This is a genomic window from Salinifilum ghardaiensis (assembly GCF_054491345.1).
Genome location: NZ_CM137101.1, coordinates 3,402,831 through 3,416,180 on the forward strand (window position 1 = coordinate 3,402,831; position 13,350 = coordinate 3,416,180).

16 protein-coding genes are annotated in these 13,350 nt (G+C 71.6%); 8 read left to right on the plus strand and 8 right to left on the minus strand.

Annotated features, from left to right (window positions below):
• Positions 1–9 precede the first annotated feature (9 nt).
• Positions 10–981: a helix-turn-helix transcriptional regulator gene (locus tag ACVGV0_RS15445; protein ID WP_459156389.1), complete on the minus strand. Its 972-nt coding sequence runs from the start codon at positions 979–981 to the stop codon at positions 10–12.
• Positions 978–1,958, minus strand: a complete 981-nt coding sequence (locus ACVGV0_RS15450; protein ID WP_459156390.1) for a helix-turn-helix transcriptional regulator — start codon at positions 1,956–1,958, stop codon at positions 978–980. The genes ACVGV0_RS15445 and ACVGV0_RS15450 overlap by 4 nt, the downstream gene beginning before the upstream one ends.
• A gap of 239 nt (positions 1,959–2,197) precedes the next feature.
• Here ACVGV0_RS15450 and ACVGV0_RS15455 point away from each other — a divergent pair, with 239 nt between their 5' ends.
• Positions 2,198–3,652 (plus strand): FAD-dependent monooxygenase, encoded by a 1,455-nt coding sequence (locus tag ACVGV0_RS15455; RefSeq protein WP_459156391.1) that lies wholly within the window; start codon positions 2,198–2,200, stop codon positions 3,650–3,652.
• The gene (locus ACVGV0_RS15460; RefSeq protein WP_459156392.1) at positions 3,649–4,242 is read left to right on the plus strand and encodes a TetR/AcrR family transcriptional regulator; all 594 of its coding nucleotides are present in this window, start codon (positions 3,649–3,651) and stop codon (positions 4,240–4,242) included. Before ACVGV0_RS15455 ends, ACVGV0_RS15460 begins: the two co-directional genes overlap by 4 nt.
• A 43-nt stretch (positions 4,243–4,285) precedes the next feature.
• On the opposite strand, the gene ACVGV0_RS15465 is transcribed toward ACVGV0_RS15460, so the two are convergent.
• Positions 4,286–4,873 carry a GrpB family protein gene (locus ACVGV0_RS15465; RefSeq protein WP_459156393.1) on the minus strand — a complete coding sequence of 196 codons (588 nt, stop codon included), beginning with the start codon at positions 4,871–4,873 and terminating at the stop codon, positions 4,286–4,288.
• A 393-nt stretch (positions 4,874–5,266) separates the two neighbouring features.
• On the opposite strand from ACVGV0_RS15465, the gene ACVGV0_RS15470 reads away from it, so the two are divergent.
• From ACVGV0_RS15470 to ACVGV0_RS15490, 5 genes are all read left to right on the plus strand, one after another.
• Positions 5,267–5,968 carry an SDR family oxidoreductase gene (locus ACVGV0_RS15470; protein WP_459156394.1) on the plus strand — a complete coding sequence of 234 codons (702 nt, stop codon included), beginning with the start codon at positions 5,267–5,269 and terminating at the stop codon, positions 5,966–5,968.
• Between the two features lie 301 nt (positions 5,969–6,269).
• Positions 6,270–6,497 (plus strand): hypothetical protein, encoded by a 228-nt coding sequence (locus ACVGV0_RS15475; RefSeq protein WP_459156395.1) that lies wholly within the window; start codon positions 6,270–6,272, stop codon positions 6,495–6,497.
• 56 nt (positions 6,498–6,553) lie between these two features.
• Complete coding sequence (locus ACVGV0_RS15480; protein ID WP_459156396.1) at positions 6,554–6,832, plus strand: hypothetical protein; 279 nt, start codon at positions 6,554–6,556, stop codon at positions 6,830–6,832.
• A 14-nt stretch (positions 6,833–6,846) separates the two neighbouring features.
• The gene (locus tag ACVGV0_RS15485) at positions 6,847–7,776 is read left to right on the plus strand and encodes a hypothetical protein (protein WP_459156397.1); all 930 of its coding nucleotides are present in this window, start codon (positions 6,847–6,849) and stop codon (positions 7,774–7,776) included.
• 78 nt (positions 7,777–7,854) lie between these two features.
• Complete coding sequence (locus ACVGV0_RS15490; protein WP_459156398.1) at positions 7,855–8,151, plus strand: hypothetical protein; 297 nt, start codon at positions 7,855–7,857, stop codon at positions 8,149–8,151.
• A gap of 314 nt (positions 8,152–8,465) precedes the next feature.
• Here ACVGV0_RS15490 and ACVGV0_RS15495 read toward each other — a convergent pair whose 3' ends face one another.
• The 3 genes from ACVGV0_RS15495 to ACVGV0_RS15505 form a co-directional block, all read right to left on the minus strand.
• Positions 8,466–9,215 (minus strand): GNAT family N-acetyltransferase, encoded by a 750-nt coding sequence (locus tag ACVGV0_RS15495; RefSeq protein ID WP_459156399.1) that lies wholly within the window; start codon positions 9,213–9,215, stop codon positions 8,466–8,468.
• A 186-nt stretch (positions 9,216–9,401) separates the two neighbouring features.
• Positions 9,402–10,076: an enoyl-CoA hydratase/isomerase family protein gene (locus ACVGV0_RS15500; protein WP_459156400.1), complete on the minus strand. Its 675-nt coding sequence runs from the start codon at positions 10,074–10,076 to the stop codon at positions 9,402–9,404.
• 36 nt (positions 10,077–10,112) lie between these two features.
• Positions 10,113–10,760 (minus strand): helix-turn-helix domain-containing protein, encoded by a 648-nt coding sequence (locus ACVGV0_RS15505; RefSeq protein WP_459156401.1) that lies wholly within the window; start codon positions 10,758–10,760, stop codon positions 10,113–10,115.
• Positions 10,761–10,973: 213 nt separating this feature from the next.
• On the opposite strand from ACVGV0_RS15505, the gene ACVGV0_RS15510 reads away from it, so the two are divergent.
• Positions 10,974–11,126 carry a hypothetical protein gene (locus ACVGV0_RS15510; RefSeq protein WP_459156402.1) on the plus strand — a complete coding sequence of 51 codons (153 nt, stop codon included), beginning with the start codon at positions 10,974–10,976 and terminating at the stop codon, positions 11,124–11,126.
• A gap of 240 nt (positions 11,127–11,366) precedes the next feature.
• Here ACVGV0_RS15510 and ACVGV0_RS15515 read toward each other — a convergent pair whose 3' ends face one another.
• Entirely contained in the window at positions 11,367–11,753 is a 387-nt protein-coding gene (locus tag ACVGV0_RS15515) for a DUF6247 family protein (protein ID WP_459156403.1), read from the minus strand.
• 17 nt (positions 11,754–11,770) lie between these two features.
• Complete coding sequence (gene pafA, locus ACVGV0_RS15520; RefSeq protein WP_459156404.1) at positions 11,771–13,129, minus strand: Pup--protein ligase; 1,359 nt, start codon at positions 13,127–13,129, stop codon at positions 11,771–11,773.
• Positions 13,130–13,350 lie beyond the last annotated feature (221 nt).

The following is a 13,350-nucleotide window of genomic DNA, read 5'->3' on the forward strand; positions in this document are numbered from 1 at the left end:
GTAGCGGCCTCAGGTGTCCGGCCGGTGACGCGCCCGTGCCAGCGCGGCCACGGCCCGGTGACGCACCTCCTCGGCCAGCTCGGCCGGTTCCACCACGCGCACCGCACCGCCGAGCCCGAGCAGCAGGCGCACGATCCACGAGCGGTCCGCGTAGCGCATGCGCACCCGCAACCCGCCGCCCTCGCGGTCGGCGAGCACCTCCACCGGGTAGTACTCGGCGACCCAGCGAGCGTCCACGTCCAGGTCGAGCACGGCGCCCGGCTGCTCGGTCACCGCCGGGAACGACCCGGCGGAGACGTCGGTGAACTCGGCCCGCGCGGGCGGCGCGGCAGGCTCGTCCAACCGCCGCACCCAGTCGATGCGGTCCAGGCGGAACAGGCGCACCCCGCCGGCCCGGCGGCACCACGCCTCGAGGTAGTGGTGCCCGTCGAGCAGCAGCATCCGCATCGGGTCGACGGTGCGCTCGCTGATCGCGTCGCGGGAGGCCGTGTAGTAGCGCAGCCACAGCGCCCGCTGCTGCTCGGTGGCCCAGCGCACCGCCTCGCGCACGTCGCCGGCGACCCGGTCGGGCGTGTCCAGCCCGAGCGCGACCCCGCTGGGGCGGGCCTGCCCGACGGCCTCCTCGATCTTCGCGGCGGCCCCGCGCACGGCGGCCGCATCGGCCGCCCCGGGCGTGTCGGCCAGCGCGCGCAGCGCCACCAGCAGCGCGGTGGCTTCCCAGGTGGTCAGCCGCAGCGGGCGGCGCATCCCGGCGTCGAAGGTCACCGTGACCGTGTCGCTGTCGAAGGACAGGTCGATGAGGTCGCCGGGGCCGTAACCGGGCAGACCGCACATCCACAGCAGCTCGAGGTCGCGGCGCAGCTGCTGCTCGGTCACGCCGAAGTCGGCGGCCGCCTCGGCGATGCGGACGCCCGGGTGGTTGAGCAGGTACGGCACGAGCGTGAGCAGCCGCGGCACCCGTTCGGTCGCGCCGGCCGTCATGCGTGCTCCTCCGCGGACCGCACCGCGGCGCGGTGCAGCTCGTCGACCGCCTTGCACAGCGGTTCCGGGGCGAGCACGAGCGCGTCGGGGCCGTAGCCGGCCAGCCACGGCGCCGCCGCCTCCGGCGAGTCCACGTCCAGGTGCAGCACGTCCCCCGCTTCCCCGTCGATCGTCCGCTGCTGCACCACCGCGCCGTGCCGCCGCAGCCCGTGCGCCCGCCCGGCGGCGACCCACACGGCGGCCTGCACGCCGCCGGCGGACTCCCGGTCGCTGCCGGCGACGATCCGCAGCAGGTCCACGTCGGCGGGTTGGCCCACCTGCCCGGCGCGGCCGGTCAACCGCACGTCGCCGGTGATGCGCGAGAGCCGGAAGCACCGCGCGGCCCGCCGGTCGCGGTCGTGGCCGACGACGTACCAGCGCCCCCGCCAGGAGACCACTCCCCACGGTTCGAGGTGCCGCGCCGCCGCGCGTTGGTCGCCGGGCCGCCGGTAGTCGAAGGTCACCGGCCTGGCCTGCCGCACGGCCGCGACCAGGGGGGACACGGCCGGTTCGCCGCGCACGCGGGGTTCCACCACCGCCGGGGCGTCCTCGTCCACGTCGACCCCGGCCGCGCGCAGCTTGCGCAGACCGCTGCGGGCCGCGGCGGTGAACTCCGGGGCGTCCCACAGCCGCACCGCCACGCCCACGGCCGCGGTCTCCTCCGGTGAGAGGTCGATCTCGCCGAGCTCGTAGTCCCGGCGGGCGATGCGGTAGCCGTCGACCTGCTCGACGATCGAGTTGCGCCCCGTCTCCAGCGGAACCCCCAGGTCGCGCAGCTCCGCCTTGTCCCGCTCGAACATGCGGTAGAACGCCTCGTCGCTGGCGGCGCCGCCGTAGCCGGGCACCGTGGCGCGGATCCGCTCGGCCGTCAGGTACTGCCGCGTGGACAGCAGGCACAGCACCAGGTTCACCAGACGTTCGACGCGCGCGGTGGCCACGCCGCGACGATAGCGCGCCCGGCACCGGCGGGCGGACGGCACGCCTCCGCCGCGGGGCAACAGGTGGGTGCGCGCGTCGCGGGGCCCGGCGTGACCACAGGTCCGCCGGGGTCGGCGGAGCCGCTCGGCGGCCTGCGTCGCAGCACCTTCGTCGCCGGCGTCCGCGGAGGCGTTGCCGCCGCGGGTCCTACGTGCCAGCATTCGTTTACGAACCCGTACCGTTAATTTCCGGAGGCGTGATGACCGTCCTGGTGGTGGGCGCAGGCCCTGCCGGCCTGGCGCTCGCCTGCGGGCTCCTCTCCCACGGGGTCGACACCCGGGTGGTGGACCGGGCCGCCCGCCCGGCCACGACGTCGCGGGCGAACATCCTGCACGCGCGCGGAGTGGAAGTGCTCGATCGGCTGGGCGCGCTGCGGGACCTTCCGCAGCGCGCGCAGCGAGCGCTCAGGATCACCCTGCACGCCCGGGACAAACCGCTGGCGACGATCGCCTTCGGCGAGATCGAGGGCCGCCGGATCTCCGCCCTGCTGATCTCCCAGGCCGAGGTCGAGGACGCCCTCCGCCAGCGGTTGGCGGAGCTCGGCGGCCGCGTCGAGTGGGGGCGCGAACTGGTGGAGTTGCACCAGCACGCGCAGGGCGTGACGGCCACCGTCGGCGACGAGGAAGTGCGCGCGGACTACGTGGTCGGCTGCGACGGCGCGCACAGCGCCGTCCGCGAGCTCGCCGGCATCGGGTTCCCCGGAACCGGGATGGAGGACCGCTGGTTGCTGGCCGACGTGCTCGCCGATTGGGACCTGGACCGCACCTCCTCCGCCGGCTGGTTCCACACCGACGGGCGGTTCTTCGCGATGCCGATGCCCAGCGAGCACGATGACAAGTGGCGTCTGATGGCCGACGTGCAGGACGACGGCGGCGAGGAGGTCTGCGCCCGCCTGGCCCGGCTGCTGCCGCAACGCACCGGCCACGCCGAGGCGCGGCTGCGCACCGCGCTGTGGACCTCGGAGTTCCGCATCAACCGCCGGCTCGCCGCGGACTACCGCTCCGGACGCGTGCTGCTGTCCGGGGACGCCGCGCACATCCACAGCCCGTTCGGCGGTCAGGGCATGAACACCGGCATCGGCGACGCGGAGAACCTCGCCTTCAAACTGGCCCTGGTGGTCCGCGGCCGGGCGGACGTCGCGCTGCTGGACACCTACCGGGCCGAACGCCGCCCGCTGGCGGAGTACGTGCTGCGTGCGACCACCGCCAACACCAAGCTCCTCCTCGCCGACAACCCGGCGGCCCGGCTGCTGCGCAACGCGGTGCTGCGGCTCTCGGCGATCCCGTTCGTGCAGCGGCAGATGACCTGGCAGGCCTCGCAGCTGTCCATCAACTACCGGAAGGGACCGCTCGGTTCTCCCCGCGGTCGGCGCCCGAGGCCGGGCGACCGGGTCCCGGACCTGCCGTGCCGGGACGCCGAAGGCCGCCCCACCCGGTTGCACGCCGAACTCCGCGGTCGCTGGGCACTGCTGTCCCCCACCGGCCGCGCAGCGGCCGATCCGCTCGGAGGCTCCGCCGTCAGCTTGGTCCCGGAACGCCCCGCGCGGGAGACCTGGCTGGTCCGCCCGGACGCGCACCTGGCCTGGCGCGGCACCGACCCCACCGGACCCGACCGTTGGCTGTCCACCGCGCTGCGCACGGGACGGGCGCCATGAGCGAAACCCCCCGCGGGCGCCCCAGGGATCCCGGGGCGGACGAGGCGATCCTGCAGGCCGCGCTCGACCTCTTCCTCGAGGGCGGCGTCGAGGGGACCAGCATCGAGGGCGTCGCCAGGCGCGCCGGCGTCGGCAAGCTGACGATCTACCGGCGGTGGTCGTCCAAAGAGGGCCTGTTGGCTGCGGCGATCGAGCACGCCCGCGACGTGATCCCGGACCTCGCACCGGAGAACGTCGACGTCCCGCTGCCCGAGCTGGTCGAGGGGATGCTTCCGGTGCTGGCCGCGGCGCTGGCCGAACCCCGCGTGCGCGCGATGGTCGCCCGCGTCTTCGGCGCCGCCACCAGCCATCCCGAGCTCGTGGCGGTGTACTGGGACCACTACGTCGCACCTCGCCGGCGGGCCGTGCGCGCACTGCTGGACAAGGCCCAGGCGGACGGAACGCTCGACACCGTCGAGGACCCGGACGTGCTCATCGACATGATGGTCGGTGCGGTGCTCTTCCGACTGCTCCAGCCCGAGCCGCTCGGTGCGGGCGAAGCGCACGAGTACCTGGCCTCGGTGTACCGCCGGGCCGGACTGCTGCGCTGAATCCGCGCCGGTTCCGGAACCGACGTCGCGGCGCGGGACTCGGCTACCGGCCGCAGTTGGCCCGGTCCAGGATCTCCTGCACCACCGCGGCCTTGGCGTCGGCGTAGTGCTGCACGTGCCGCCACACGTGCCCGGCCAACTCGCGCTTGACGCGCGCGTAGGCCTCCCGGTCGGCCTCGTCCGCCCTGAGCCGGTCGCGGAAGCGCACCATCCGTTCGGCCTCGGCCGCACCGGCGCTGAACACGTGCAGGTTGACGTCCGTGTCCGGACCCTTGAACAAGCGGTGCTCGAACCAGTCGGGCTCGCGGATGCGCAGCACGTAGCCGGCGGCTTCGAGGGCGGGCGCGTACGAGGGCTCGTCGGCCGGATCCAGCACTTCCAGCAGGACGTCGATGACCGGTTTGGCCGGCAGCCCGGCGACGGCGGTCGAACCGACGTGCTCGACCCGCACCGCGGTCCGCCCCAGCGCGCCCCTGATCCGCTCGGCTTCGCGCCGGAAGAGCCGCGACCACTCCGGGTCGTGGTCCACGAGGGCGATCGTGCCCGCGTGCGGCACCACCTCGCCCGCGGTGACCTGCTGGACCTCCTCGTCGCTGCGACCCGCGCCACCGGGTCCGTCCACGTTCGACACGAGCACCACCTCTCCCCGAGAACCGCCCCTGTGCGGGGCCTTTCAGCCTACCCCGCGGCGGGGACCTCCGGCTCGGCGGAAGCCCTTCCGCTCGGCGCCAACGCACTCCGCGCGCGCAACACCCGGTACCGACATCACTCACCCCCTCGCAGGAGCGGGACGGAGGTGCCCACTGGGCCGGGCGCTCGGGGCGCACCCGAGCCCGGTGGGGGCGCTGCCGCGGCACGGACGCGGCGCCGGCTGCCTCACCACCCGGAGCAGTGGGACGCCTTCCTCGAAGCGGTGAAGACCGGGAGTTCCACGGCTGTCCGCCCGAGCGGGGACTCCGCCAACCGGACGGCGCGCCTCCGCGGGGAGTCCCCGCGGAGATCCACGGGCGTCTAGGCTGGCGGCATGTCCGAACCCGTGCTGCTCATCACCGGAGCTTCCCGCGGCATCGGCGAGGCCGCAGCGCGCCTGGCGGCCTCCTCCGGCTACCGGGTGGCGCTGCTGTCCCGCTCGGTGGAAGCGCTGAGCGCGCTCGTCGACGAGCTGGGGTCCGACCGCGCGGCGGCCTGGCCCTGCGACGTGACCGACTGGGCGAGCCTGACCACCGCGATCGCCGAGGCGGAGTCCCGCTTCGGCCGGCTCGACGCCGTGTTCGGCAACGCCGGCACGAACGCGCCGACCTCCTTCCTCGACGAGGAGGGCCTCGAGCCGCAGCAGTGGCGCGAGCTCGTGCTCACCAACGTGCTCGGCGCCGCGCTGACCGCCCGGGCCGCGCTGCCGGCGCTCACGCGGGCGCGCGGGCACCTGCTGCTCACCGGCTCCAACGCGGGCCGCGGCACCCGCCCGGGAAGCCTGTACTCCGCGACCAAGTGGGCCGTGACCGGCATGGCGCAGAACATCCGCGCCGAGTGCGTCGGCACCGGCGTGCGCGTCACCCTGCTGCAGCCCGGCATGGTCGAAACCGACATGACCGCCGCGCGGCAGGGCGTGCCGAAGCTGCGCGCCGCGGACGTCGCCGGCGCTGCGCTGTACGCGCTGGGCCAACCCGACAGCGTCGACGTCAACGAGATCACCATCCGCCCCACCGGGCAGGACCCCGAGCGCTGAGGGCGGTCGGGCGCAGCTGGTCCGGCAGCGCGGCGCAAGCCGCGGCAGCACGCCACGACGTTCCCGCTGCACGAGCGGGACGCGTCGGAAGCCCCGCCCGCCGAGGCCTGGACGGCCGGGGACGCCACCCGGGTAGGGCAGCTGCCGCCGGCACCAGGACCTACAGCTCGATGAGCGCGGCCGCCCGAGCGGAAGGCGAGCAGGCCAAGACCGAAGCCCAGACGGCGAAGTTCGCAACACAGCACGCGAAGCACACCACCAGCGGCGGCGCGCAACGGTAACCGCACGGAAGGTTCCAGCCATGCCGCACGACCTGACCCACCGCACCCGATCGTGGCTGCGCACCACCGTCCCCGTCGTGTGGGCGGCGATCATCGACAGCAGCGGAGCCCTCGCCGCCCCCGACTGGATCACCGCCCGTTCGGCGGGGCCGCCGATCGCTACTACTGGAGGGAATGACTTTGTATGGCGCGACGAATTCACCGTCGCACGTGGCGATGAGCCATCGGCGCGACCACGGCTGCAATGACAACGGCGGCTACTCTGTCGACGGCGAGCGCCGAAGAAGACGCACCACCCCCTGCGGTGACGGCGAAGGCCCCAGAGGGCTCGTCGGAGTCGGTGAACTCGCGTATTACCGATTCGGCACTACACCTGGACTGGTCACCGCAGCAGGGCGCGACCCACTATCTGCTCGTTGACGATCGCAGCCAGAAGGTGTTGTGGCGCGGCGAAGACACCAGCGCCGAACTGCCGCTGAAGGCACCGACCTCGACCGACGTTCTCCTGGTGGCCGCCACCGCTGCTGGCACCAGCATCGTCGCAGAAGTTCTGGCGACCCAGCCACGGCCGCATCCAGGGTGACGCCCCTGGTCACGGTGACGACCGAGAACGGAACCACAGCGGCATGGGGAGCGATTCCGAACGTGCCCTTCTACGAAGTGGAGCAGGGCCAACCGGATGGGATGAAACCGCTCGGCAACTCGCCCGTCACGCGCACCCAGCTGCCGACAAGCTTGGGCGGCGCCGGGCGCTTCACCATCACAGGCGACCCCGTGGAACCTCCTGAGAAGGCGCAGCAAGACGTGACCAAACGCTACGGCGTGGAAATCGTGCCGCCGTCGACGAACGCGGGCGCCGTTCCGGCCGATGCCCAGGTCGGTGAGGTACTGACGCAGTCTTCCCAGCCCGCACAAGCCACTACGCGCACATCGACCGACTACCAAACCTACATCCCGCGCGACTACGTCGATGCCCCGGAGAGCTTCACCGACTTTCCGTGCGAAGGATCGTGGGGAGGGCCCGACTGGCACTACAGCGGTGACCAGCGGCGCGGGCCGGTGTACAACTCCGAGCAGTACCGCACCCGGGGCAACTACATGGTCAACTGGCAACAGCAGAACACCAACCCGTTCAAGAGCGTCAGCCCTACCAGCCGGTACGAGAGGACCGACGACGGGCGCTACGTCTACGACTCCACCCGGTTGGCGAGCGATGAGGATTTCCACCCCCGCGTGATCTCGAATGACGGAAACTACGCCCGCAACGTCATCGAGCACGAAGTCGGCAATCCCTATTGCACGTCGCTGGCCGGAATCACCTACGCCAGCCAGCAGGACCTGTACCGCAACGGTGGGCACTGGATCTACGGATCACACGACAAGATGCCCAACCACCAGCTCTACCGGACCGACTACCACGCGGATGGCACGCGGGACATCGAATTGATCTTCAATCACGAATTCGAAGACCCGAGGTGCTTGTTCTCGCCCGTTTGCGGTTCGCGCCAGTACCAGTACGTACGCTGATCCGCTCGGCGTGACAGCATGCGGGGTGCGGCAGCCGTGCTGCCGCACCCCGCCAGGGCCAACGATCCAGGGGACGCAATGGTCAACAGCACTCTCCACGTGGTGCTGCGGTGGCTCGCCGCGGTCGTTGTGCTCGCGTTCTTCTTGTACTGGTCGGCGTTCCTAGCTTTCCTGATGGGGTTCGACACGGGTGTGCAACGCCCACAGCGAGTCGTCGAGAACTGGGACCTGCTGGTCGCCTCCGTCATCGCCGGGTTGCTGGGGATCGTCGGCGCGCGACTCGTCCTGCGTCGTCGTGTGCTGTCGTGGTGGCTGCTGGTGGCGTTGCCGCTGCCCGCCGTGATCGCTGCCGATCAAGCCGGCTGGCTCGGCTGACGCCGTTTTCGGGGTGAGCTGCCTGGCCGACGGTGCCGACCCGCAGTTCGCGCGAGCCGTGTTGGACCGCGGCGGCAGCCTGGTCGCGATCGTGCCCGCGGCGGAGTACCGCGACGGGCTCCCGGCGGAACACCACACCACCTACGACGCATCGTTCGAACAAGCCGCCGACGTGGTCCGCCTGGACCACATCGAGTCCACCGAGCAGTCCCGCATGGACGCGAGCGAGCGCATGCTCGACATGGCCGACGAGCTCATCGCCGTGTGGGAGGTCCGGGCGCACACCTGCGCTCGTCCGAGCACGGGCCGTGCGGTCAGTTGCGCGCTCGCGAGCTGCGGCTGGAAGGGCTGCCGCGCATTCCCAGGGTGCGGCGTACCGCGCGCCGGACCTCGTCGAGCATGATGCGCACCGGGTTGAACGACACGACGAGCACGATGGCGTCGCGCGGGCCGAGGATCCTCGCGAACCAGTCGTCGATGTCCGCGCGATCGGACGTGGGGCGCTGCGTCCACAGCCCGGCTTCGGTGTCATCGTAGGCGTCGGTGATGACCAAGGTGTCGTGGTCCAACCGATCGGCCTGGCCGAGATCGGCGGCGGCGTCCGCCGCGATGCGCCGGACGTGCTCCGGAACCGCGCCATCCGGGGCCGGCCACGTGGCACCAGTCCTGCCCGCGGCGGCCGACCACGCACCGTAGACCAGCGGATTTCCCGTGCGCATCACCCCGTGCAGGCTGCGTGGTGCGGCTTTGGCGACCGCCGCGCGCAGCAAGGCGCGCCAGATCGTGCTGGAGATCCCGGTACCCTGGTGTTCCGGGTGCACGCCGGCGGAGTTGGCGTAGAAGCACCTGCGTCCGCCGAATCGGCGATCGTTGCTGGCCACCCACGCCACCGGCATACCGGTGGCGTCGAACACGACGACGAGACCGGCCAGCCGGTCCAGGTTGTCGTCGGCGAGCCAGTTCTGCCAGTACTGCTCGGTGGTCGCGGTGAACGCTTGCACCGCGACGGGCGGGAACGTGCCGCGCAGGTACTGGCGGGCCGGGCCGGGGAGCTGCGTTCTCACCTCGGTCCAGAGCAATCCGGTCAGCCCGGGTCCGACGGAGAGCTTCTTCGCTCCGCGGAGCAGTTCGGGCGGCAGTGCGGGGCATCGAGTCGGTGGTGGTCATCTCCGTCTTCCAGATCCGCGCGAGCCGCTCGGGGCGGCATCGGTGTGGTTCGCGTTCGTGCTCCTGCTTCGTCGCCGCGGTGGTCAGGGCCGCGCGGCGGGTTCGTGCGCGCGGAGCGCGGTGACCACCGAGGCGAACATGGTCGACTTGATCGTCCCCAGCGTGTCGCGGTTCTTGCCGGACAGCGGGCGCACGAGCTCGACCGCCGTGCGCAGCACAGCGCCTTCGTCGGCGACCTGGTCGACCAGACCGCGGTCGCGGGCCTGCACCCCGCCGAAGCGTCGCCCCGTCGTCATCGCCTCGACGGCAGCCGCGGGCGTGAGCTTGCCCTGGATCAACGCGGCCATCCCCGGTGTGAACGGGACGTCGATGTCGACTTCGGGAAAGCAGAAGAAACCCCGGTCGGCGCGCATGACCCGGTAGTCGTGCGCCAGGGCCAGCATCGCCCCGGCGCCGAACGCGTGGCCGTGCACCGCCGCGACCGTAGGCACCGGCAGCGTCAGCACGCGGGCCAACAGCTCCTGCACATCGGCGCGGTACGCGGCCAGCTGATCGGCGTTTTCCATGATCCACTCCAGGTCGAGGCCGTTGGAGTAGAACTTGCCCCGCCCCGTGGTCACGAGCGCGCCGGCAGCAGAGTGGTCGACGACGGCGTCCAGCGCTGCGTTCACCTCCTTGAGCCACTCCGGTGAGAACCGGTTCTCGTCCTCGCCGAGATCCAGCACGAAGACGCCGTCCTGCTCGTGCAACGCGGGCATCGCAGTTCCTTCCTCGGAAAAGTGGTCGTGGTCGGCTTACCTGCGCCTCGGTGGTTCGCGATCGAGGACCGCGCGCACGGCCGCCGCCAGACGCGCTCGCACGTCGGCGGTGATCAGTACCGCGCCGTCCGCGGTGACCTGGCTGAGGGCCCGGCGCAGCAGGGCGGTCGGCAGATCCACCACGCAGGTGGTGATCACCTCGATGCTCGGACCGTCCCGCCGATCCCACAGCGCGGACGCCAAGCGGCACAGCACCTCGGAGACCAACTTCCGGTCCAATTCGAGCAGCGAGTCGGCGAGCTCCTCGGGGAGGTCAGGTCCGAGCAGCTGCTCCCGGCGCACCGTCATCAACATCCCAGCCGCCGCCGGACGTCGCTGCGCGAGCACCGCCGGCGCATCGGCGGCGGCGACCACGGCGTTCACCGCGTCCCCGGGAGCCGGTGCCGCACCCAGCGCTTCATCGACGAGCTCCCGCTGCAGGTCCAAGAACTCGAGCGCGGCCCGCAGCCACATCCGCCCGCGCAGCACCGCCAACGAACCGAAGGCGTGGTAGATCGCACCGTTGGGCACACCGCTCTCCGTCGAGAGCCTGCGCACGGTGAGCCGCTCCGGTCCCACGTCGACGACGAGCCGTTCGGCGACGTCCAGCACCTGATCGAGGTCGTGTACACGCGGTCGAGGCACGACCGCAGCGTAATGGAGCAGATGCTCCACAACAAGGGTGCTGCTGACGCCCGCTCGCAGGCCGCCAGAAGTCAGGTGTGGCCCGGCGTCGCGCGTGAGGCTAGCGGGGACGGCGGTGGCGGGCACGGCGTGCCGTGACCCCGTGGGGAGCCGTGGGAGAACCCTTCGCGGAACCGGCACGCGGGGCACGTCGTTCCTGCTACGTTCCGCCCCATGAAGATCAAGACGTTCTACTCGAGCAACCCGGAGAAGTTGGACCGGAGGGTCAACGAGTTCCTGGACGATCCCGCCATCGAGGTCGTCGACGTCCAGCTTTCCAGCAACGTGTTCACGGCGTGGGTCCTGATCCAGTACAAACCCGCATGAGGAAGCGTTCGGCGCAGTTCCTGCTGCGTCGCCCAGCGCTGTCGTGACGGCTGCTGCTGGTGTTGCCGCTCCCCGCAGTCATCGCTGCTGCACGGCAACCGGGACAACGTGCTGGTCGAGCTCAACGCCGCCCACAAAGCCCCACCGCAGCACAGCCCCTGACGGCTTCGCTCGTGGCGTACCGAACCTCCCAGTGTTGCCCGGATGCCGGCGGGGCGACTCGGTCGTTGCGCTTCGGGCTCATGCGTCCACCGGCGGGGCCGAGGCCGGACCGTGGTCAGCACCGTCGGTGGCCAGCACCTCGTGCAGCTCCGGGTCGGCGCAGACCTCGGCGGTGTGCCGCCAAGTGGTGATCACGTGCACCACCGCCGCCGGGTTGTCGAGGTCCTCCACCGCGCGCAGGGCGTCGACGAACTCGTCGACGAACGCGGTGCGGTCGTCCGCGGGCAGCAGCCGCACCCACGGGAACGCCTGCGGCAGCACGTCGAGCATCAGCGATCGGGCCCCGTCCGGATCGCGCTGCATCATCGCAGCGAACACGCGGGCGCTCGCCGAGACGACCTCGCTGTCCTGCTGCGCCCGCAGGGCCGTGGTCAGCACCAGGTCCTCGTCACCGCGCCGGTGCAACAGCACATCCTGAGCGGTTACAGCGAGCTGATGAGCCGCTCGACGCGTTCGTCGACCGCCCGGAACGGGTCCTTGCACAGCACGGTGCGCTGGGCCTGGTCGTTGAGCTTGAGGTGCACCCAGTCGACGGTGAAGTCCCGTCCGGCCGACTGGGCCGCCGCGATGAAGTCGCCGCGCAGCTTGGCCCGGGTGCTCTGCGGCGGGGTGTCCTTGGCCGCCTCGATCTCGCCGTCCTCGGTCACCCGGTCGACCAGGTCCTTGCGCTGCAGCATGTCGAACAGCCCGCGCCCGCGGCGCAGGTCGTGGTACGACAGGTCCAGCTGGGCGATGCGCGGGCTCGACAGCTCCAGCCCGTGCTTGCTGCGGTAGCGGTCCAGCAGCCGCAGCTTGATGGCCCAGTCGATCTCCCGGTCGATGCCCGAGTAGTCCTGGTACTCGACCGCGTCCAGCGCACGCCCCCACAGGTCCATGATCCGGTCGGTCATCGGGTCGGAACCGCGCCGGGCGACGTAGTCGCAGGCCCGGGAGTAGTACTCGCGCTGGATGTCCAGGGCGGAGGCCTCCCGCCCGCCCGCGAGGCGCACCCCGCGCCGACCGGTCAGGTCGTGGCTGATCTCGCGGATCGCCCGGATCGGGTTGTCCAGGGTGAAGTCGCGGAACTGCATGCCGTTCTCGACCATCTCCAGCACGAGGTTGGCCGTGCCCACCTTGAGCAGCGTGGTGACCTCGGACATGTTCGAGTCGCCCACGATGACGTGCAGCCGCCGGTAGCGCTCGGCGTCGGCGTGCGGCTCGTCGCGGGTGTTGATGATGGGGCGCGAGCGCGTGGTGGCGCTGGAGACGCCCTCCCAGATGTGCTCGGCCCGCTGGGACAGGCAGTACACCGCACCGCGCGGGGTCTGCAGCACCTTGCCCGCCCCGCAGATGAGCTGGCGCGTGACGAGGAACGGCAGCAGCACGTCGGCGATCCGGGAGAACTCGCCGGAACGGCCCACCAGGTAGTTCTCGTGGCAGCCGTAGGAGTTGCCCGCCGAATCGGTGTTGTTCTTGAACAGGAAGATGTCACCCCCGATGCCCTCGTCGGCCAACCGCCGCTCGGCATCGGCGAGCAGGTCCTCGAGGATGCGCTCACCGGCCTTGTCGTGCGTGATCAGCTGGGTGATGTCATCGCACTCGGCCGTGGCGAACTCGGGGTGCGAGCCCACGTCGAGGTACAGGCGGGCACCGTTGCGGAGGAAGACGTTGGAGGAGCGTCCCCAGGACACCACCCGTCGGAAGAGATACCTGGCCACCTCGTCCGGGGAGAGCCTGCGCTGACCGTGGAAGGTGCAGGTGACCCCGAACTCGGTTTCGATGCCGAAGATCCGCCGCTGCATGCCTCCACACTAGGCGCAAATCGCGAGTTACGACGGTCCGCCGTTCGGGCCTGATCGGCGTTTTCCCCACCGCTCAGCGGGATTTCCGCCCGTCGCCGGGGGTGCGAACACGCGGTGCGCACAGGTGAACGGCGCACCTGAACCGATTCGGGCGAAGGGGCACCCCGGAGGCGGACACGCACCGCGTCCGGTGAGCTAGCTCACTCTCCCCGTGGTGGCGG

Coding starts and splice junctions, on each gene's coding strand:
- ACVGV0_RS15445 (WP_459156389.1), bottom strand. CDS start 981: ATGACGGCCGGCGCGACCGAACGGGTGCCGCGGCTGCTCACGCTCGTG.
- ACVGV0_RS15455 (WP_459156391.1), top strand. CDS start 2,198: ATGACCGTCCTGGTGGTGGGCGCAGGCCCTGCCGGCCTGGCGCTCGCC.
- ACVGV0_RS15460 (WP_459156392.1), top strand. CDS start 3,649: ATGAGCGAAACCCCCCGCGGGCGCCCCAGGGATCCCGGGGCGGACGAG.
- ACVGV0_RS15470 (WP_459156394.1), top strand. CDS start 5,267: ATGTCCGAACCCGTGCTGCTCATCACCGGAGCTTCCCGCGGCATCGGC.
- ACVGV0_RS15475 (WP_459156395.1), top strand. CDS start 6,270: ATGCCGCACGACCTGACCCACCGCACCCGATCGTGGCTGCGCACCACC.
- ACVGV0_RS15490 (WP_459156398.1), top strand. CDS start 7,855: ATGGTCAACAGCACTCTCCACGTGGTGCTGCGGTGGCTCGCCGCGGTC.
- ACVGV0_RS15500 (WP_459156400.1), bottom strand. CDS start 10,076: ATGCCCGCGTTGCACGAGCAGGACGGCGTCTTCGTGCTGGATCTCGGC.
- ACVGV0_RS15510 (WP_459156402.1), top strand. CDS start 10,974: ATGAAGATCAAGACGTTCTACTCGAGCAACCCGGAGAAGTTGGACCGG.
- pafA (WP_459156404.1), bottom strand. CDS start 13,129: ATGCAGCGGCGGATCTTCGGCATCGAAACCGAGTTCGGGGTCACCTGC.